The sequence below is a fragment of the Bacillus sp. 01N42_2 genome, assembly GCF_056399565.1.
The window spans coordinates 400,004-419,594 of the sequence record NZ_JBFTRO010000001.1 but is presented as its reverse complement, the minus strand read 5'-3'; the positions used below and the strand labels follow the sequence as shown (position 1 = coordinate 419,594).

Below are 19,591 nucleotides of genomic sequence, written 5' to 3'. Positions count from 1 at the left end.
TATTATGCTCTGATTTTCAAAAAAGAATACGTTTTTGGCGTGAAAAATCGAATAAAGATTCTGTCCAAAAGGAAGTCATATTAGCTTGTCCCTGCCCATAAGATGAAGTAGAGTCGAATCCCAAGCAGGAGGCAGCTGATATATGAAACCCATTGTATTTCTACTATCCGGGCTGTGTGTACTTATTCTTCTTGTTCCCACCATTCTCGTTCTTCCGTTTCAGGCAGAAAAAGGAGCGGCCGCGAATAAAGAGCCCGGACACAAAACAGCACACACCATACGAGAGACAAAAGGAGCAGAAACATTGAAAGAATCACCTGTATCCATTCCGGTTTATCGGACATCCAAACATTCTGTAGAGAACATTCCGCTTGAAGAGTACGTGACCGGAGTTGTAGCTTCCGAAATGCCCGTTGACTTTAAACCGGAGGCCTTAAAAGCCCAGGCGCTCGCTGCCCGGACATTCATCGTCAGACTGATGGTCGCTGACTCAGCCGTTCAGGCGCCTAAAGGATCGCTGGTGGATGACACACAGATGTTCCAAGTCTATCAAAGCAAGAGCCAGCTGAAAAAAGAATGGGGTTCTGAGTACGCACAAAACCTTAAGAAAATCACAAACGCGGTGGCCGGCACCCAAGGAAAGATTTTAACGTATGACAACAAACCGATTGAGGCATCTTTTTTCTCTACAAGCAACGGCTATACGGAAAATGCGGAAGCCTATTGGACAAGCGCTATTCCTTATTTAAAGAGTGTGAAAAGCCCTTGGGATAAGAAATCGCCGAAATATCTCGCCACCCAGACCTTCAGTGTGTCTGAGTTTCAGCAGAAGCTCGGCGTGCAGCTTTCAGGACAAAGCACGGTGGGGCAGATTACGGCCAGAACACCGGGGCATCAAGTGGCGACGGCCGTCATAAACGGCAAGAAGCTGAAGGGCAGAGACATCCGGGAAAAACTCGGACTCCGGTCTGCCGACTTTGAATGGAAACGAAACGGGAGCAGCATCACCATTACGACAAAGGGGTTCGGCCATGGCGTGGGTATGAGCCAGTACGGAGCCAATTACATGGCGGAGCAGGGAAAATCGGTGGCGGACATCGTCAAGCATTACTATCAGGGAGTGAACATTTCCGAGGCCGCTTCATTTTTAAACAAATATATGGCGAAAAAGTAGACGCTGTCATCAGCGTCTTTTTTTCGGAAAACTATTCCATAAACGGTAAAACAACCAACGGACTCATATAACGAAAGGCTAAAGGCTGACAATTGCGGACAGATGGCTGCGCACCGGGTGAAAATCACTGATAAAAATGCCGCTTCTATGTGAATGTACGCAAAAATAATGAGGAAGCCCGTCCTATTTATTTCCCTTTTCATCTCATTTACGATAAATATTGTTCGGCGTTGAACGTAAATCTATTGAAAAGGGGAAAAAGCAATGAAAAAAACATTTTCACTCATACTTATGCTCGGATTGATGCTGACTGCTGCATCTCCTGCTTTTGCTGCTGAGAAAGCAGACGAGAACACTCTTTTATTCAGAAACAATACCGCCATTTTACTTGATGCGAGCGGCAGTATGGCGAAACGGATAGACGGCGTATCTAAATACAATATGGCAAAAGATGAAATCATCCGTTTTGCGGATCGAATTAAGTCTACATCACAAGTCAGAATGACGGTTTTCGGTTCGGAAGGCAATAATAAAAATTCCGGAAAAGTTCAATCATGTGAAGCCATTCGCGGTGTGTACGGGTTCCAAAAGTTTGACAGACAAAGCTTCCTCAACTCTCTGAACGGAATCGGGCCTACAGGCTGGACACCGATTGCAAAAGCATTAGAAGATGCGAAGGCTTCTTTTAACGGTGTTCATAAATTCGGCTTTAAATCCGTTTACCTGTTGACGGACGGTGAAGAGACATGCGGAGGAGATCCTATTAAGACGGCGAAAGAACTACGCAAACATCATATTAAAGTCAACGTGATCGGTTTTGACTTTAAGGAAGGTTTCAACGGCCAGCTGCATGCGATTGCCGGAGCGGGCGGAGGAAAATATTACGAAGCTCACAGCCAAAAGGATATGAACCGTATCTTTACAATGGAAGCGAGATCATTAGCGGAATAAGAAAAAGGTGCCGTTTATCGGCCCTTTTTTTATGTTTGATTTAACAAAATTTTCATGAAGAGATGAAGAGAAAACTGTAAAAAGAATCAGATCCCGGACTTATATTACAAAAAGGGCGAAAAAGGCATTAAAACTGTCATCATTTAGCCAATCTTTTTAGGATGATGCGCATAATTCTGTTCATTTTTGGTCATATATCGCCGTTCCACAAAAGGCATCACGCCCTATATCTTTTTCCAAATAGCTAAACTAGCATAGAGAAGAGCCGGGGCCCATCGGCAAAAACAAATGGAGAGGAATGAAGGAAATGAAAAAAATGTTTACTGCGGGGATTGTCGGACTTTTGACGCTCTCACTCGGATCACCTGTTTTTGCGGCTGAGAAAAAGCAAGAGGAAACCAACGTCGCTGTGCTGTTTGATGCAAGCGGAAGCATGATACAAAAAACGGGGGGAGAACGTAAAATAGATGTTGCGAAAGATGCTGTCACCTCTTTTGCGAAAGTTCTTCCTGAAGACACGAATCTGATGCTTCGGGTATTCGGCCATAAGGGCAATAATAAAAACTCCGGCAAAGCCGTATCATGTAATGCGACAGAAACGTTATACGGACTTCAGCCGTACGCCGTGACTCCGTTTGAGCAATCACTCAGCAAAATTAAACCGACAGGCTGGACACCGATAGCAAAAGCGCTTTCTGATACACGCGAAGAATTTGAGCGGGCCGGCGCTAAAGGGAAAAACGTCGTATACCTGATTACAGACGGTGAAGAAACATGCGGCGGTAATCCTCAGGCTGAAATTCAAAAGCTCCGTAAAGCGAACGTCAACACAATCGTCAATATCATCGGCTTCAACTTCGGCATGAAAGGAAGCGAAAGCCTTGAAAAAGCGGCAGAAGCAGGAGGCGGGACGTATGTCTCAGCTGACAGCGCGGACGAGTTCAAACAGGCTTGGGAAGACGCTGCAAAGGATTTAGCAAAAGAATAGGCTGAAAAAGGACGCCCGCGCGGCGTCTTTTTTGTTTAGAAAACGGAACCGCGGGAATGATACGACTAAAAGGAGATGAACGCTGTTGTTAAAAGGAGCAGGCATTATATTAGTGCTGGCGGCAGTCGTTTTTGTACTGATGGGAATTTTTCTGAAGCTTGCCGCCTTCATATTCGTCAGTATATTGGCCATTATCGCCGCCGTTATTTTATTCACCATTTTAAGCAGACATCATCGCAACGAAACATAGAGTCCGAAGAGGGCTCTTTTTTTAAACCGCAAATTCGACAAAATACAGGGATTATGGAAGAATAAAAGAGAAGGATACTGCGGAGGGGAAAACAGTGGATGAAAAAACAACGGCGGTAAGAGAAATATACCGTTATGAAAAAGGGGTATTAACAAAAACGGCAGATCGGATGGTATCAGAGTATCCATTGACTGTCATGGTGAACGGGCAGGAATTTGTTACGCTCGTCTGCACGCCCGACCACTTAGAGGAACTCGTTATCGGATTTCTCGCGTCAGAAGGCGTCATTCGTTTTGAAAAAGAGATCAAAAGTTTTACGATAGATGAAAGTCTCGGATTTGCATATGTGGAGCTGACGAATCCCGAAATGCTTGAGCAAAAAGACTATACGAAGAGAGTGATCGGTTCATGCTGCGGGAAAGGCCGCCATTTTTACTTTCAGCAGGATGTGAAAACAGCCAAAACCGCCGTCAGCCGCATCACCATAACTCCTGAAACGTGTCTTCGCCTCATGAAGGAGATGCAAAGCGAAAGCGGCACATTCCAGGAAACGGGCGGCGTCCATAATGCGGCGCTGTGCGATACGGAAAAGATGCTCTTCATGAGGACGGATATCGGGCGCCACAATGCGCTGGATAAGCTGTACGGCAACTGCCTGAAAAACGGAGTGCCGGTCCGTGACAAGCTGATTGTCTTCAGCGGACGGATTTCCTCAGAGGTTTTATTGAAAGCCGCAAAAATCGGCGTGTCGATTGTCATTTCAAAATCGGCGCCGACGGAGCTTGCGCTGCAAATGGCGGAAGAGCTGAACATGACGGCGATAGGCTTTGTCAGAAACGGATCGTTTAACGTATACACACATCCTGAACGGGTTGAACAATAGAAAGGGGTCTTGGGCTTATGAATACAGAAACGCGCCGCGTGTCAGACAAAAGGGAAAGGCCGCTCAGGGATCTCCGTATCTCTGTAACCGACCGCTGCAATTTCAGATGCACGTACTGTATGCCAGCCGAACTGTTCGGACCGGATTATCCATTTCTGCAAAAGACGGAACTGCTCTCATTTGAGGAGCTTGAACGGCTTGCCAAACTGTTTGTCGGCCGCTTCGGCGTTGAAAAAATCAGGCTGACGGGCGGGGAGCCGCTGATGAGAAAAGATATGCCTGAATTGATCAAAAAGCTTGCGCGCATCCCGGGGCTTAACGATATTGCGATGACAACGAACGGCTCTCTGCTTCCCGTGTATGCGGAAAAGCTGAAGCAGGCGGGGCTGCATCGCGTGACCGTCAGTCTTGATTCTTTAGAGGATGAGCGGTTTAAGGCCATTAACGGCCGCGGCGTCTCGGTGAACAAGGTGCTCGAGGGCATTGAAGCGGCAAAAGCAGCCGGACTCGGTGTGAAAATCAATATGGTTGTTCAAAAGGGCGTCAATGAAAAAGACATCCTGCCGATGGCCCGTTATTTTAAAGAAAAGGGTCATATTCTTCGGTTTATTGAATTTATGGATGTCGGCAATACAAATCAATGGAATAAAAAAGACGTCATCACGAAGGCTGAGATCATTGATCTGATCAATCAGCACATGCCGGCGGAGCCGATAGAAGCGAATTATAAAGGAGAGGTCGCTTCCAGATTCCGCTATCTCGACGGTTCCGGCGAAATCGGCGTGATTTCCTCCGTCTCGGATGCATTTTGCGCCTCCTGCAACAGAGCGCGTCTGTCGGCAAGGGGCGAGCTTTTTACGTGCCTGTTCGCTTCTAGCGGCTTCGATGTGCGGAAGCTTGTGCGCGGCGGCCTGACTGATGACGAATTGACGGAATCCATCGCCTCTGTCTGGAGAAATCGCACGGATCAGTATTCAATTGACCGCGCGCTTTCTAAAACAGATGGGAAAAAGAAAGTGGAAATGTCGTATATAGGCGGATGAATAAAGGCTTGCCCGAACAAGGGCAGGCTTTTTTATTCAAATGAAGCTCCGGCCTGTTCAAAAAAAACCGATGCCGGCCGAAATATATGATAGGAATTTTGATGCAGGACGATCAAGTTATTCAATTCCAAAGCCATACAATATGTTAAAATATAACCAATAGAAATTAGAAAAGGTTGTGAAAGGGGCATGACCGCATACGAGATTCCGTCATCTCAAGTTGGAGTCAAGATCAACAAATGGTACAAGCACATTTTAGCGTTTCAAGCGGCTGATGCCATAAAGCTGAAAGAGGAAATTGATGAGGATATACAACGTATGGAGGAAGACCAGCTGCTGCTGTTATATTACCAGCTGATCAGCTACCGCCATCATATTATGCTTGATTACGTCAAGCCGGATTTCACCGAACAATCTCAAATTCAGTACAGCGAGCTGCAAAAGACGATCGAAAGCACGGACAGCATATCGGGACTGTCCGAGTATTATTTCCATTTGTTCAGAGGAATGTATGAGTTCGATCAGAATAACTATGTTGCGGCTATTTCTTTTTACCGGAAAGCGGAAAAACTCCTTTCATTTGTCGAGGATGATATAGAGAGGGCGGAATTCCATTTCAAGATGTCTGAAGTGTTTTACGTCATGAAGCAGACTCATTTCTCCATGAATCACGGGATTCAGGCGCTGGATACATATATGAAACACGATTTTTACAGAGTGCGGAGAATACAGTGCCATTTCGTCATCTCAGGAAACTATATCGACTGCAAAAACTACGACAAAGCGCTTGAGCATTTAGACGAAGCGCTCCGCCTTTCTTTGCTTGAAGGACAGCCCCGCCTGATCGGGTCTTCGCTTTACAATCTGGGGAATTGTTATTCTGAAAAGCGTGATCTGGCTGAAGCGGCCCGTTATTTTAGAAAAGCGGTGCCCGTTTTTGAAGAACATCAGCTTGAACAGCTTCCGAAGGCGCTGTTCAGCTTAACACACACCCTTTTCAGGCTGCGTGATGACGAAGCGGCTCTTACTTATTATGAAAAAGGGGTCACGATCGCGAAGGAACGCGGCGACCGATTCAGTTTAGAGAAATATAAGTTTTTACAAGCGCTTTACCTGGAATCCCTCAATATGGACTTAATCCATGAAGTGTTTGACTATATGAATGAAAAATCGCTGTATGTGTATATTGAAGATTTCGCCTTGGAGGCTGCCATATACACAAGCGCCCATGAGCAATATAAAGAAGCGGCGTATTTTTATGAAAAAGTGATTCACATGAGAGAAAACATTCAAAAAGAACAATGTTTATACGATATATAAATTTTCTAACCATCTGATCGGCAGATGGTTATTTTTTTATGCACATTATGAGGTTTGAGCGTTGAAGAAATCGGAAAAATCGCAAAAGAGGGAAAAACGGACGATTGAAAGGAGGGATTTGTTGTTCGGATTTAATGATATGATAAAGTTTTTCGTATCCTTTCTCATCATTTTACCGATGGTGTCTGTCATCCATGTGTCAGGCCACAGCTTTATGGCAATGCTGTTCGGAGGCAAAGCGTCATTGGATATCGGTATGGGGAAACGTTTTTTAAAAGTGGGGCCGATTCAGGTGCGGCGTATCTACTTTATAGATTCTTTTTGCCAATTCGGCGAATTGCGGATAGATAACCGGCTGACGAGCGCGCTCGTCTATTCCGGAGGCTGTCTGTTTAATCTCGCTTCTATTTTTATAATAAATCTGCTGATCATGAAAGATGTTCTCGAGCCAAACTTATTTTTTTACCAATTTGTCTATTTTTCAACGTATTATGTATTCTTTGCCCTTCTGCCGGTCAAACACGGGGATAATAAGCTGTCAGACGGATTGGCCGTTTACAAAGTGCTCCGCTACGGAGAGCGCTGTGAAATCAATAATTGAGAGTTTACATGTTTGCGATAATGCTGAAAGGGAAGAAAACAAGTACACAAAACAAAAAAGGAGCTGAAGGGATATGAGTCAAGATAACGGGTTAAAAGACAAAGTAAAAGGCGGCATGAACAAAATGAAAGGGGAAGCGAAGGACAAAGCAGGTGACATGGCAAACAAGTCCGACTTAAAAGCGGAAGGGAAGAAGGACAAAGCGAAAGGCAGCCTGCAAAAGGGTGTCGGCGAAACGAAAGATAAACTCAGTGACGATTAATTTGATATCGAAACAAAGCAAAAGCCCAAAATATTTTGGGCTTTTTGTTATGAGAAATGACAAAAATTCCAGTTCGTTTGGTTAATATTCACTAACTTTTTAAATATTCTATAAATTTTACGATAATTTCTTTATAATATTCACAAAGAATGTGATCTCTCTTCACATTTGATTAAACGTTTGTTTTAAAAAAATAAGAAATCTGGAATTTCTGCAAAAGGAATCAGGCCGTTCACCGTCGAATACTTTTTATCACTTAACATTTCATGAGGTGAAGGGGGTGGTAACCGCCTGCATCGTCTCGGTATGACCATGTGGATTGCGTTTGACTATCACTAAGGGGGAATACAGATGAAACTGACACCGGTTGAACAAGAAAAATTGCTTATTTTCACAGCGGGAGAGCTCGCAAAACAGCGGAAAGAGCGCGGCGTTCTGCTGAATTATCCTGAAGCTGCCGCATATTTGACCTGTTATCTGATGGAAGGCGCCAGAGACGGAAAAAGCGTTGCTGAGCTGATGGAATCCGGCCGCAGCGTATTGACGGAAAAAGACGTTATGGAAGGCGTTCCGGAAATGCTGGACAGCATTCAGGTGGAAGCGACGTTTCCGGACGGGGTCAAGCTTGTCACCGTTCATCAGCCGATCAAAGCGGAGGTGAAGTCATGAAGCCGGGAGCCATTCAAGTCGCAAAGGGGACCATCACTATTAACGAAGGCCGAAAAACGCTGGAAGTATCAGTGACCAATCATGGAACGCGGTCAGTGCAGGTAGGGTCGCATTTTCATTTTGCGGAAGCCAACGGCGCCCTGTCCTTCAATCGGGAGAAAGCAATCGGCATGCGTCTTGACATCCCGTCAGGCACCTCAGTCCGTTTTGAACCGGGAGAAGAGAAAACCGTCACACTCGTGGAAATCGGAGGACGAAAAACGGTCAGAGGCCTGAACGGCATGGCCGATACGTATATGGATGAGCGGGGAAAAGAAAAGACTCTGTCAAATCTTAAAAAAGCCGGATGGATGGAGGAAGCGATCCGATGAAAATGTCACGTGAGCAATACGCAGAACTGTTCGGACCGACAACGGGAGACAAAGTCAGACTCGGAGATACGGATTTATGGATTGAAGTCGAAAAAGACTTCACGAATTACGGAGAAGAAATGATTTTCGGCGGAGGAAAAACAATCCGGGACGGCATGGGGCAAAACGGCCGTATCACAGGGAAAGACGGAGCGCTTGACCTGGTCATTACAAATGCCGTCGTCCTGGATTATACAGGGATCGTCAAGGCGGATATCGGGGTGAAGGACGGCCGGATTGTCGGCGTCGGGAAAAGCGGCAACCCGGATATTATGGATGGGGTGGACCCGCACATGGTCATCGGCGCCGGAACAGAAGTCATTTCCGGCGAAGGAAAAATCGTAACGGCTGGCGGCGTTGATACGCACATTCACTTCATCTGCCCGCAGCAGATGGAAGTCGCGCTTTCTTCAGGCGTGACCACGCTTTTGGGCGGCGGAACGGGCCCTGCGACGGGAAGTAAAGCGACGACCTGTACATCCGGCGCATGGTACATGGCGAGAATGCTGGAGGCGGCTGAGCAGTTTCCGATCAATGTCGGCTTTTTAGGGAAAGGGAATGCCTCTGATAAAGCGCCTCTCATTGAACAGACAGAAGCCGGCGCGATCGGCCTGAAGCTGCATGAAGATTGGGGATCAACGCCAAGCGCCATTAAAGCGTGCATGGAAGTCGCGGATGAGGCGGATATTCAGGTGGCAATCCACACAGACACGATTAATGAAGCGGGCTTTTTAGAAAATACGCTTGATGCGATCGGCGACCGGGTTATCCATACATATCACATAGAGGGAGCCGGCGGAGGCCATGCACCGGATATTATGAAACTCGCTTCTTACGCCAATATTCTGCCGTCCTCTACGACGCCGACGATTCCGTATACGGTCAACACGATGGACGAGCATCTTGATATGATGATGGTCTGCCATCATTTAGATTCAAAAGTCCCTGAAGACGTGGCGTTCAGTCATTCACGCATCAGAGCGGCCACCATCGCGGCGGAGGATATTCTGCACGATATCGGCGCGATCAGCATGACATCATCTGACTCGCAGGCGATGGGCAGGGTGGGAGAAGTGATTATCCGGACATGGCAGGTTGCCGATAAAATGAAGAAGCAGCGGGGCGCTCTTTCAGGAGAAAGCGGCAATGATAATGTGCGCGCCAAACGCTATGTCGCCAAATACACGATCAATCCTGCCGTCACTCACGGCCTGAGTCATGAAGTCGGTTCCGTTGAAAAAGGAAAGCTCGCTGACCTCGTATTGTGGGATCCGGTTTTCTTCGGCGTCAAACCTGAACTTGTGCTCAAAGGGGGCATGATCGCCCGCGCCCAGATGGGAGACCCGAATGCTTCCATTCCGACGCCTGAGCCTGTGTTTATGCGCCAGATGTACGCATCCTACGGGAAAGCAAACCGCAATACGTCTATTACATTTATGTCCCAGGCCGGTATCGCAAACGGCGTACCGGAAAAGCTCGGGCTTGAAAAAATGATTTCCCCCGTACGGAATATCCGCAAGCTGAGTAAGCTCGACATGAAGCTGAATGACGCGATGCCGAATATACAAGTCGATCCGAAAACCTATCAGGTGTTCGCCGACGGTGAAGAACTGGCATGCCAGCCTGTCAGCTATGTTCCGCTCGGACAGCGTTATTTCTTATTTTAATCCCTCTCCGGCCGGTTTCCGCCGGCCTATTTACACCTCAATTGTCAACTTGATTTCATCCTGCCGCGTATTTTAGTGTATATTAATAATTGAAAAACAAATGAAATGTAACCATAGTGGTTACACCGGTGGTGAAAAACATGATTAACAGCCGTCTTGCTGTGGCCATTCACATTCTTTCGCTGATCTCAACGGATGAACGGGCATCGTCAGATATGATTGCGGACAGCGTAAACACCAATCCCGTCGTAGTGCGGAGAACGATCAGCCAGCTGAAAAAAGCAGGTCTTCTGACATCCCGGGCAGGTGTTGCGGGAGCCAGCCTGAAAAAAGATCCGTCGGAGATTACCCTCTTAGAGGTTTACAGGGCGGTACAAAATAAGGAAGAGCTTTTTGCGGTTCACGACAATCCGAATCCGGACTGTCCGGTCGGCAAAAATATTCAGCATGCGCTTGATGAGACGTTCGGAAGCGTACAGCGGGCAATGGAGAATGAACTGGCGAACAAATCTCTTTATGATGTAATGAATCATCTCTTTTGTTAAAAAGAGATGGCTTCATGCCGTCAGAAGTGTAACGAAAATGGTTACAGGGGATAAGGAGGAAAAGCGGGAAGAGCCGTTATGATAGAAGCGAAGGAACGCAGGCATGAAATGAAAGCCATCGGAGAAACACATCAAACGTAAAAGATCAAGAGGCTGCGGTTTTGGCTCCATATTTGGAGTCCAACTAAAAGACCGTCGCCTCTTAGCACTCACAATCATATTGATTTTAAAATTTCTCAAGGAACGATCAGCAGCCCGTTAGCTGCCCCTGATTAAAGATGATCTGTTACCACACTGTTACGTTAGAACTCCCGCTGCTTTGGTATCCCTCTGTCGCTAAGACTTGGTAAGACCAATTACTGCCCAGATTCATACCATGACTCTTCCATGCGTTAACATGATTGCTGAAAGTGATTGTAGCGTTGCTTCCAGTTGGTCTCTTTGTCTGACGGACACTCCAGTACTGCGTAAAAGTAGTGTTATCGCCATCAATGGAAGGTGCGTTATAACGTGTCGTTGTATAGATGTCATATGTACCTCCATCACTTTTTACAGTACCTTTATACGCTCCGGTAGGTCTGTAAGTACCCCATGAATCCACTACATAATATTCGATGAGAGGTGATCTCGTCCAGCCATATAAAGTCAAATATCCATTGCCATTCGGCGCCCAAACTCCGGCATTATAGTTTATGGTTCTGAATGGGGAACCTGTCGTCCAGCCTTTACCAACAACGAAATTTCCGGTATTGGACCAATTAACACTGTAATTCCCGCCAGACCCATTGACAGCGTTTACGATTCCGCCTCCATCAGTCCAATTTTGCCAGTAGTCTGTGCCGGCTGCAGACGCGGTTGACGAAAACAAGCTAATACCCATTAAAGCTGTCGTTAATCCAACTAAGAACTTCTTTTTAAATTTAAACATATGTGACCTCCTATAATATTTTTTCTGACTTTGACGTGAGGCAGCACCCGTATAGATTTAAAACCTTCTTAATGACTAACGCCAAAGCTTTTGACCGCTCCCTTCAATATCATATCACGAATGCATAAGGGAAGATTATGAGTATTTGTAATTTAATTACAAAGGCCTAAAAAATACATTATGGGCGGTCCTGTTCCGCCATAACCTTATTCTTTTTTCGCAGAATCACAATTCTTGTTTCTGAATCTGACGGAGTCATCTGTCATGTTTTACTTTGTATTCGATGTAAGAGGGGATTTAATAGCCAATAAGCCGAGGGAAATCCGCTTATGATATTGCGGCGGAAATTGGCTTTTTGAGGACCTGCAGAGAAATGGACAGCCTCGTTAAAAGGCAATAGTGGAGCTGTAAGCCGAATAAGAAAAAATCCCGGGCTCACGCGCCGGGATTTTTAATATGTATTTGCATCAATGTTATCAAACATACCGTCAACAATGCCGAACGTCATGAGGACAATGAAGAGAATGATGCCGAGAACGGACAGGCCGATCGTTACAATGAGGTAGATCCCCTGCATTTTCACGAATTTTGCGTAATTCTCCAGCATATGTTCCTCTGTCAGTTCATTGAACTGTTCCGCCATCTGTCCGGCTTCTTTTGCCGAGCGCATCAGAAAAATGCCGGCAATAATCTGCAAAACGCCGGGAATGGCTCCGATTAAGAAGAAAAACGCACCCCCCAGCGCCGCAAATGCGCCCATAATAATGAATAAAATACCTGTCGCTTTTCCCCATTTCGAAATAGAAATAAGCGAACGATTCACTGATTCAGGTTTCAAAACATGGCACTCCTTTACAAAAAAATACTCACTTTTCATTTATACACTATTCGGTCATTCTTTTGAATATAAAATGTGTTTTTTTCCTGCCGTGCATCCATTTCTATATGATAAAATTCCCGGGTTACACCCGGGAATTACAAAATCGGCGACAGAAGCCTTGAAACCGATTCTTTAATGCGGATCCACAGTGAACGCTCCTGATATTCTTCATACGTATATTTTCTGGAGACGAGCAGATCTTCTTTAAATGAGGAAATGAGCTTTTTCGCGATGGTGACGTCATAAATAAAGGCGTTGACTTCAAAATTAAGCCTGAAGCTTCTGACGTCGATATTCGCGGTACCGACCGAAGCCGTCTCATCATCGACGACAATCGTTTTCGCATGAATAAAGCCGTTATCGTAAATGTAGACCGAGGCCCCGGCTTTCAAAAGATCGCCTATGTAAGATAAAGTCGCCCAGTAAACGAAAGCGTGATCCGGTTTGTTCGGGATCATGATTTTGACGTCGATGCCTGACAGACAGGCTATCCTGAGGGCGTCTAGAAGACTGGAGTCAGGAATAAAGTAAGGCGTCTGAATCAGGATCGACCGTTTCGCCGTTGAGATCATCTTAATATAGCCGTTTTTAATTTGTTCCCATTCTGAATCCGGTCCGCTTGTGACAATCTGCATCCCGACATTGCCCTTCGGCTCGCATTCCGGAAAATGATTCGGAACGTATGTGAGCGTATGGTGATGGGAGGCTTGGTTCCAATCGAGGATAAACCGTGTCTGAATGGCATGTACCGCCGTACCTTGAAGCCTGAGGTGCGTATCCCGCCAATAGCCGAATTTCGGATTCAGGCCGAGATATTCATCTCCGACGTTAAAGCCGCCGACATAGCCGGTTTCGCCGTCAATAATCACGAGCTTGCGGTGATTCCGATAATTGAGCCGCAAATTAATCGGACGAAGCCTGGAAGGAAAGAAGACTTCCACATGGCCGCCGGCGTCCCGAAGCGGCTTGAAGAATTTTTTTCTGAGTGATCGTGAACCGAGTTCATCATATAACACTCTGACCTTTACGCCTTCCCGTGCTTTTTTCACTAAGGCGTCACGCAATTTTTTTCCCAGCTCATCACCTTTATAAATATAGTATTGAAGGTGAATATGATCTTTTGCGTTGGAAATGTCCTGCATTAAACGTTTGAACTTATCGCGCCCGTCCGTTAAAATCTCAACCGAATTATCCTCTGTAAAAACCGCGTGGTTGTTCATGACAAGCATATAGATGAGATCTTTATTATCCACGGTCGCCCTGTTGTTAAATTGGAATTGCCTCGACTTCAGATCTTTCAGCTGAGACTTCAGCAGCTTTTCAATCCCGATCTTTTTACGGTCTTCCCATTGAAACAGGTGCTTGCGTCTCAGGTTATGGCCGAATAACAGGTATAAAATAAACCCCAAAATGGGAATAAAAAAAAGAACCAAGAGCCAGGCCCATGAAGCGCTGGCGTCGCGTCTTTCTTTGAAAATCATGATGACGGCCAAAAGTATATTTAAAACGAAAAAAAATCCGAATAAAATAAATGAAATGCTCACTTTGCAACCCCGCTATATCATATTTATCAAGACTGTGCCCATTAGTATTCCGACAAGTGCAGCAATCTGATTCCCATTTCAAATTATAACATTGACAATTTAAAAGAATAAAGAGCCGGAATCAAAGATGGATGCAGTTTTCTTTCAAAGAAAGTTCCGGGTGCGGTAGAATAAGCATATATGAAAAAGAAGACAAAATGACAGCAAAGGGGAGAGGGTATGAAGCTGGAACATGCGGAACAATTGCCGGGATTCATAAAAAAAGAAATTCAGAAAATACAAATCGCCATCGCACCGCTGATGAAAAAAAGCATCATTTACCGTTTTCTCGCTTTCCCGCTCGCCGCTTTTAGTCTGTTTCATCTGGCATCGCTTTTGATTCAGGCCCCTTCCGGGAGAGGAGCCCTCGTGTCGGCCGGCATTTTTGCACTCCTTGCGGCTCTGGGTCTTGCGTTTTTTAAAGAAGCCGGCTACCAGCGGAAACAGGTGCAAAAAACGATCCGCCTGTATATGCTGAACAGAATCAGAAAAAGCAATATTCTGTCCGAAGAACGGAAAAGCGCCTATACCCGATTGGTAGCGGAGGAGCCGTCTGCGATGAAAAGCTTTATTGAATTCTTAACAGAAGAAGATCGAAAAAAAGAGATGCTGTATTAAAAAAGAGCTGACGCGCGATCAGCTCTTTTGTCATTCAAACACAGGGTCGTTCTCATAGTAATATGAATCAGGCGCGTCATACGTATCAGTGCTGTGGTAAGCCACAATTCCGATGACAGCGAAAATGACGAATAAAATAAAAGCGATAATGCCCAATGCCACACTCGATACCGCGTAAAAAAACTGCATTTTGATAAAGGATGCGTAATGTTCGAGCATATTTTCTTCCGCGTTTTCTTCTGATTCTTCCTGAAGGGCGGCTGCGGCTTTTGCCGAGCGCATCAGCATGACGCCGGAAATGATGAGCAAAACACCCGGTATGGCTCCGAGCAGCGTCACAATGGCTGACAGGGCGGAAAGAGAGCCCGTAATGATAAGAAACACGGCGGTGATTTTTCCCCACTTGGCGATGTCGGCAAGGGAACGGGCTTTTTTATTGAGCGGCTGGTTACCGTCTTTTTCTTCTTTATCGATGCTGATCATGACAGTTCTCTCCCTAAAATGTTCAAGTCATATCGTTTTCCGTCCATTTCGGCGATACCCGGGAATACGCCCCATTCGGTAAAACCGAATTTTTCAAACAGCTTAATGCTCGGCACATTATGGCCGAAGATAAAAGCCATCAGATTACGGATGCCGATTTTCGGAGCCATCTCAAGGGCTTCTTTCAGCAGAAAGCTTCCCGCTCCTTTGCCCCGGCAATCCTGATGCAGATAAATACTGATCTCCGCCGTTTTGTCATAGGCCGGACGGCCGTAAAACGTTTCGAAGCTGATCCAGGCCGCCACTTTTCCGTTTTCATCTTCCGCGACCATCAGCGGGCGCCTGTCCGTGTGCCGCAAAAACCAATCCATCCGGTCTTCGGGCGTCACTTCTTCCGTATCAGCCGTGACCATCCTTGAGGCGATCGTCGAGTTGTATATAGCCACAACCGCATCTAAATCTTCCAATACGGCTTTGCGCAGGGTCAAATTCATATTCCGGGATCTCCCTTCACATTTCATTACATAATTATGAGCAATCTGCACATACTACTTCAAAAAAGTTTTTTTATGATGTGTATATATTTTCAGAAAAGTGTTCAGAATGTTGCTGAGGTGATGAACAAATGAGAGAGGAAGAAAAGAAAACTTCTCAAGTCAAAAAACTTCAGCGGTTCTTTCGCAAACGCTGGATATTCCCTGCAATTTACTTAGTCAGTGCGGCCGTCATTTTAACAGCTGTCCTTTGGTATCAATCCGTTTCAAATGATGTGAAGGACAATCTGACGAATAACGGCGGAAACTCCGCGTATGACAGCGGCAAAGACGATGCCGTCGAAGTAGGAAAGTCAATGGAAAACGTCGCAATGCCGGCTGCTCATTCTGAAAATGTTTCTGTTGTGAAAAAGTTTTATGAAACGAATGCCGCAAAAAAAGAGAAAGAAGCAGCACTTGTTAACTATAATAACACGTACAGCCTAAGTAAAGGAATTGACTTAGCTGAGAAAGACGGAAAATCATTTGACGTTTCCGCTTCTCTGAGCGGTACGGTTGTGAAAGCTGCTAAAGATCCGGTACTGGGATATGTGGTTGAAATTGAACACTCAGACGGCCTGTCTACTGTCTATCAGTCTCTATCTGAAGTCAGCGTCGATCAGGGCGACAAAGTGAAGCAGAACCAGGTTATCGGAAAATCAGGAAAAAACCTTTACAGTGAAGAAAGCGGAAATCACGTGCACTTTGAAATCCGCAAAGACGGCGTAGCAATGAATCCGCTGAACTTTATGGACAAACCGGTAACATCTATTGAAAAAGCGGCAGCTGAAGAGAAAAACGCTGTAACAGAAGAAACGGAAGGGTCCATTCAGCAGTCTTCCGAGAAAAAAGATGTGACGCCTAAACAAGAAACCGAGGAAAAACCCGGCGGTAAAGAAGACGGCACAAAAGACAAGACAGATGGTAAAGATGACGGTTCAATGAAAGATTCAGGCAAGTAACTGTGATCCTTAAGCGCCTATCAGCTCTGATAGGCGCTTTTCATTTTGCTTTATGTGCCTTTATACTAATAGAAAACGAGGGAGATGCTGAATGAATAAATGTCTGGCGGCGGGGTGGCTCGTCTTTATTTTCATTTCTGCTTTGACTGAAAGCTTTCACGATATGATTGTGACGCAGACGATGGCCTTCCGTTTCACGCCCCATCCGGATGCATCCGGTTTCTTTGTGTTCGATATGGCGGAGCTCACCGTACCTGAAGCGGCGATTCAAAAGCTCGGGCACGCGTTTTCCTTTTTTGTGCTCACTTGTTTGTTTTTCAGGGAGCGCAGACGCATGAAGAGGGCGGTGCTCTATGCATTGGCCGCCGCCTTCCTGACAGAAATCGTCCAGCTCTTTTTCGGCAGAAACGGCTGCCTCCGTGATGTGCTGATTGACAGTCTCGGCATTGCTGTATTCTGTGTTTTACAAAGGAAAAAACATACCGCCAAACATACAAAAACCGGCAGTCTGTGAAAGACGCCGGCTTTTTTTATATATGATGGTTTGTCGATTTGTTTTTATGAACGATGCTTTCGTAGATTCGCACGATCAGGTCGACAATCGGACGAAGCACATTTGAAAATCTGAACAGCAGGAATCCGACAACGAGGGAAACGATAATGCTTCCGAGTACATCAATCGGATAATGGTGGCCGACCCAAATTCTTGAGAAGCCGGTCAAAAGGCCGAAAATCACTAGCGGCCAGCCGAGTTTTTTGTTGCGGAACAGAATCGCAATTGAAATGGCCAAAGCGCCTGTCGTATGGTCACTCGGAAAAGAAGCATCCGCGGCATGAGGGATCAGCGTATGAACCGTATGATCGACAAAGGGGCGCGGCTCGACATAGACTTTCGTGATGAGGTAGTTGATGATAAGCGCCGCAACACCCGTGAAGCCCGCGTACAGGGCGTTTTGTCTGCCTTTTGTGTTTCCAAACAGCCACATGGCAAGCAGGAAAAGGGCGTAGGCGTAAAGGGCGTATTCCGTTATAAATACCATGATAGAGTCGAGAATGGCACTATGGTGCGACAAACCATTGATCGCTTTAAACAGTTCGTAATTCACAAATATCACCTTTTATCTTTATTTTATATGAACAGTGTAATGCTTTTTTCTATGAGACACAATTGGTATTAAAAATAATTATAAAAAAGTAAACAGAATGAAACGTGACTGTATTACTGTGCGTCAAGTATGAGGGAAAAGAATAGCCGAAGGAGTTTTGTCCGTTGCTGAAACGTTTGAAAAACGCCGATCTGCCGCTTGTGTTTGTCATCATGCTGCTTTGCGGATTCGGTTTGTTAATGGTGTACAGCGCCAGTGATGTGATGGGGTCTCAGCGATACGGAGATCCATCCTATTTCTTCCATAAACAGAGAACCTCTTTGCTGATCGGAATATGCTTATTTTTATTTGCAGCCTGTCTGCCGTATAAGCGCTATGCCCGGCTTGTACCGCTGTTTGTGGTCGGATCACTGGTGTTGCTGCTGCTCGTATTGATACCGGGAATCGGGCTGGAGCGGAATTTTTCCCGCAGATGGCTGGGAGCGGGGCCGCTTGTCATACAGCCGTCTGAATTGGCGAAGATTGCGATGATTTTGTATTTCGCTGCGATTTACACGAAAAAGCAGCCGTACATTCATCAATTTGTAAAGGGGGTTCTGCCGCCTTTAGTCATTTTGGGAACCGCTTTTCTGCTGACATTGGCGGAGCCTGATTTAGGAACGGCTTCCTTAATTCTGGCGGCGTGCGGGTCAATTTTATTATGTGCCGGCTTGAAAAAGCGCCATTTGCTCGTGCTCGGCGCGACGGCGGTGTCGGGAGTCATTTATCTCGCATTTTCCGCTTCCTATCGTGTGAAGCGCCTTGTTTCTTTTACCAATCCGTTTGGTGACGCGAACGGGGACGGCTATCAGCTGATTCAATCTTATTTCGCCATTTCCGGAGGCGGATTTTTCGGAAGAGGCCTTGGGAACAGTGTTGAAAAAATGAATTACCTGCCTGAGGCGCATACTGACTTCATTATGGCTGTGATCAGCGAAGAACTGGGGATATTCGGTGTTCTGATCGTGTTGGGATTATATTTCGCGTTAATGCTTCTCGGCGTAAAAACAGCCATGCGTGCTGATGACCCGTTCGGGAAGCTTCTCGCCATCGGAATTACGTTCCAATTGATGTTTCAGGTTGTATTGAATTTGGGAGCGATGAGCGGACTCCTCCCGGTTACGGGTGTGCCGCTTCCGTTTATCAGCTACGGCGGTTCTTCATTGATTATGACGCTGTTTTTGTGCGGCATACTGGTCAATATCAGTACATATTCAAAAAAACAAACCGTACGGCATAAGCGGCCTGTCCCGCATGAAAAAAAGGCTTCTTCTTTTTAATGAAGCCCGAAAAAAAAACGCCCGGGACATGCTGTCTCCGGGCGTTCTGTATGTTTATAAAGCTCCTGGTCCTTCTTCTCCGGTGCGGATATTAATCGTGTTTCCGATTTCATAGACAAATATTTTGCCGTCGCCGGGCTCTCCCGTTTTCAGCACTTTTTTCGCCGTTTCCACCACTTGATCAACGGGGACCTTGCTGACAACGATTTCCACTTTCAGCCGTTCATACACATTGCTTTCAATTTTGACTCCGCGGTACAGTTCGGTGTGGGCTTTTTGAAGGCCGCAGCCGTGTACGTTGGAGAAAGTCAGCGATGTGACTCCGATTTTACCGAGTTCCTGCTTCAATGTTTCAAACTTAGCCGGACGCGTAACGATTTCTACCTTGAACATTTGACCGCTCATCTAAGTCACTC

General features: G+C 46.0%; 24 protein-coding genes. 17 read left to right on the top strand and 7 right to left on the bottom strand.

The window, feature by feature from the left end; genetic code table 11:
* Positions 1-142 precede the first annotated feature (142 nt).
* The 13 genes from spoIID to AC1DN5_RS02145 all read left to right on the top strand — a co-directional run bounded on the left by spoIID (position 143) and on the right by AC1DN5_RS02145 (position 10,763).
* Positions 143-1,174, top strand: a complete 1,032-nt coding sequence (gene spoIID, locus AC1DN5_RS02205) for a stage II sporulation protein D (RefSeq protein ID WP_188154346.1) — start codon at positions 143-145, stop codon at positions 1,172-1,174.
* 264 nt (positions 1,175-1,438) lie between these two features.
* Positions 1,439-2,125: a vWA domain-containing protein gene (locus AC1DN5_RS02200; protein ID WP_045927230.1), complete on the top strand. Its 687-nt coding sequence runs from the start codon at positions 1,439-1,441 to the stop codon at positions 2,123-2,125.
* A gap of 307 nt (positions 2,126-2,432) precedes the next feature.
* Positions 2,433-3,113, top strand: a complete 681-nt coding sequence (locus AC1DN5_RS02195) for a VWA domain-containing protein (RefSeq protein WP_016937653.1) — start codon at positions 2,433-2,435, stop codon at positions 3,111-3,113.
* 85 nt (positions 3,114-3,198) lie between these two features.
* Complete coding sequence (locus AC1DN5_RS02190) at positions 3,199-3,363, top strand: hypothetical protein (protein ID WP_007407587.1); 165 nt, start codon at positions 3,199-3,201, stop codon at positions 3,361-3,363.
* Positions 3,364-3,457: 94 nt separating this feature from the next.
* Positions 3,458-4,246, top strand: coding sequence for a formate dehydrogenase accessory sulfurtransferase FdhD (gene fdhD, locus AC1DN5_RS02185; RefSeq protein WP_099744607.1), 789 nt, complete (start codon positions 3,458-3,460; stop codon positions 4,244-4,246).
* 17 nt (positions 4,247-4,263) lie between these two features.
* The gene (gene moaA / locus AC1DN5_RS02180) at positions 4,264-5,289 is read left to right on the top strand and encodes a GTP 3',8-cyclase MoaA (RefSeq protein WP_016937655.1); all 1,026 of its coding nucleotides are present in this window, start codon (positions 4,264-4,266) and stop codon (positions 5,287-5,289) included.
* Between the two features lie 189 nt (positions 5,290-5,478).
* Entirely contained in the window at positions 5,479-6,609 is a 1,131-nt protein-coding gene (locus tag AC1DN5_RS02175; protein WP_016937656.1) for a response regulator aspartate phosphatase, read from the top strand.
* A gap of 121 nt (positions 6,610-6,730) precedes the next feature.
* Positions 6,731-7,210 carry a hypothetical protein gene (locus AC1DN5_RS02170; RefSeq protein WP_016937657.1) on the top strand — a complete coding sequence of 160 codons (480 nt, stop codon included), beginning with the start codon at positions 6,731-6,733 and terminating at the stop codon, positions 7,208-7,210.
* A 73-nt stretch (positions 7,211-7,283) separates the two neighbouring features.
* Positions 7,284-7,472 (top strand): CsbD family protein, encoded by a 189-nt coding sequence (locus AC1DN5_RS02165; RefSeq protein ID WP_016937658.1) that lies wholly within the window; start codon positions 7,284-7,286, stop codon positions 7,470-7,472.
* A 351-nt stretch (positions 7,473-7,823) separates the two neighbouring features.
* Positions 7,824-8,141: an urease subunit gamma gene (gene ureA, locus AC1DN5_RS02160; protein WP_016937659.1), complete on the top strand. Its 318-nt coding sequence runs from the start codon at positions 7,824-7,826 to the stop codon at positions 8,139-8,141.
* Positions 8,138-8,512 (top strand): urease subunit beta, encoded by a 375-nt coding sequence (gene ureB / locus AC1DN5_RS02155; protein ID WP_016937660.1) that lies wholly within the window; start codon positions 8,138-8,140, stop codon positions 8,510-8,512. The genes ureA and ureB overlap by 4 nt, the downstream gene beginning before the upstream one ends.
* Positions 8,509-10,218, top strand: a complete 1,710-nt coding sequence (gene ureC, locus AC1DN5_RS02150; RefSeq protein ID WP_016937661.1) for an urease subunit alpha — start codon at positions 8,509-8,511, stop codon at positions 10,216-10,218. Before ureB ends, ureC begins: the two co-directional genes overlap by 4 nt.
* Before the next feature lie 140 nt (positions 10,219-10,358).
* A complete protein-coding gene (locus AC1DN5_RS02145) occupies positions 10,359-10,763 on the top strand; it encodes an Rrf2 family transcriptional regulator (protein ID WP_016937662.1) in 405 nt (134 codons plus the stop codon).
* A gap of 286 nt (positions 10,764-11,049) precedes the next feature.
* On the opposite strand, the gene xynA is transcribed toward AC1DN5_RS02145, so the two are convergent.
* The 3 genes from xynA to cls form a co-directional block, all read right to left on the bottom strand.
* Positions 11,050-11,691 (bottom strand): endo-1,4-beta-xylanase XynA, encoded by a 642-nt coding sequence (gene xynA, locus AC1DN5_RS02140; protein WP_016937663.1) that lies wholly within the window; start codon positions 11,689-11,691, stop codon positions 11,050-11,052.
* A gap of 451 nt (positions 11,692-12,142) precedes the next feature.
* Positions 12,143-12,529: a DUF5362 family protein gene (locus tag AC1DN5_RS02135; RefSeq protein ID WP_045926366.1), complete on the bottom strand. Its 387-nt coding sequence runs from the start codon at positions 12,527-12,529 to the stop codon at positions 12,143-12,145.
* Between the two features lie 137 nt (positions 12,530-12,666).
* A complete protein-coding gene (gene cls, locus AC1DN5_RS02130; protein ID WP_064777925.1) occupies positions 12,667-14,115 on the bottom strand; it encodes a cardiolipin synthase in 1,449 nt (482 codons plus the stop codon).
* A 219-nt stretch (positions 14,116-14,334) separates the two neighbouring features.
* Here cls and AC1DN5_RS02125 point away from each other — a divergent pair, with 219 nt between their 5' ends.
* Complete coding sequence (locus AC1DN5_RS02125) at positions 14,335-14,772, top strand: DUF5392 family protein (protein WP_016937666.1); 438 nt, start codon at positions 14,335-14,337, stop codon at positions 14,770-14,772.
* A gap of 30 nt (positions 14,773-14,802) precedes the next feature.
* Here the strand turns inward: AC1DN5_RS02125 and AC1DN5_RS02120 are convergent, their stop codons facing one another.
* Positions 14,803-15,255, bottom strand: coding sequence for a DUF5362 family protein (locus AC1DN5_RS02120; protein ID WP_045926368.1), 453 nt, complete (start codon positions 15,253-15,255; stop codon positions 14,803-14,805).
* Entirely contained in the window at positions 15,252-15,743 is a 492-nt protein-coding gene (locus AC1DN5_RS02115) for a GNAT family N-acetyltransferase (RefSeq protein WP_095241277.1), read from the bottom strand. The genes AC1DN5_RS02120 and AC1DN5_RS02115 overlap by 4 nt, the downstream gene beginning before the upstream one ends.
* Positions 15,744-15,880: 137 nt before the next feature.
* Between AC1DN5_RS02115 and AC1DN5_RS02110 the strand changes: the two genes are divergently transcribed.
* Together AC1DN5_RS02110 and AC1DN5_RS02105 are read left to right on the top strand one after the other, a co-directional pair.
* On the top strand, positions 15,881-16,750 hold the full coding sequence (locus tag AC1DN5_RS02110; RefSeq protein ID WP_016937669.1) for a stage II sporulation protein SpoIIQ: 870 nt from the start codon (positions 15,881-15,883) through the stop codon (positions 16,748-16,750).
* Between the two features lie 91 nt (positions 16,751-16,841).
* Positions 16,842-17,264, top strand: a complete 423-nt coding sequence (locus tag AC1DN5_RS02105; RefSeq protein ID WP_047475853.1) for a VanZ family protein — start codon at positions 16,842-16,844, stop codon at positions 17,262-17,264.
* Between the two features lie 16 nt (positions 17,265-17,280).
* Here the strand turns inward: AC1DN5_RS02105 and AC1DN5_RS02100 are convergent, their stop codons facing one another.
* The gene (locus AC1DN5_RS02100) at positions 17,281-17,856 is read right to left on the bottom strand and encodes an undecaprenyl-diphosphatase (protein ID WP_366969851.1); all 576 of its coding nucleotides are present in this window, start codon (positions 17,854-17,856) and stop codon (positions 17,281-17,283) included.
* Positions 17,857-18,020: 164 nt separating this feature from the next.
* Here AC1DN5_RS02100 and ftsW point away from each other — a divergent pair, with 164 nt between their 5' ends.
* A complete protein-coding gene (gene ftsW / locus AC1DN5_RS02095) occupies positions 18,021-19,175 on the top strand; it encodes a putative lipid II flippase FtsW (protein WP_366969850.1) in 1,155 nt (384 codons plus the stop codon).
* Between the two features lie 54 nt (positions 19,176-19,229).
* On the opposite strand, the gene AC1DN5_RS02090 is transcribed toward ftsW, so the two are convergent.
* Positions 19,230-19,580: a P-II family nitrogen regulator gene (locus tag AC1DN5_RS02090; protein WP_003151222.1), complete on the bottom strand. Its 351-nt coding sequence runs from the start codon at positions 19,578-19,580 to the stop codon at positions 19,230-19,232.
* Positions 19,581-19,591 lie beyond the last annotated feature (11 nt).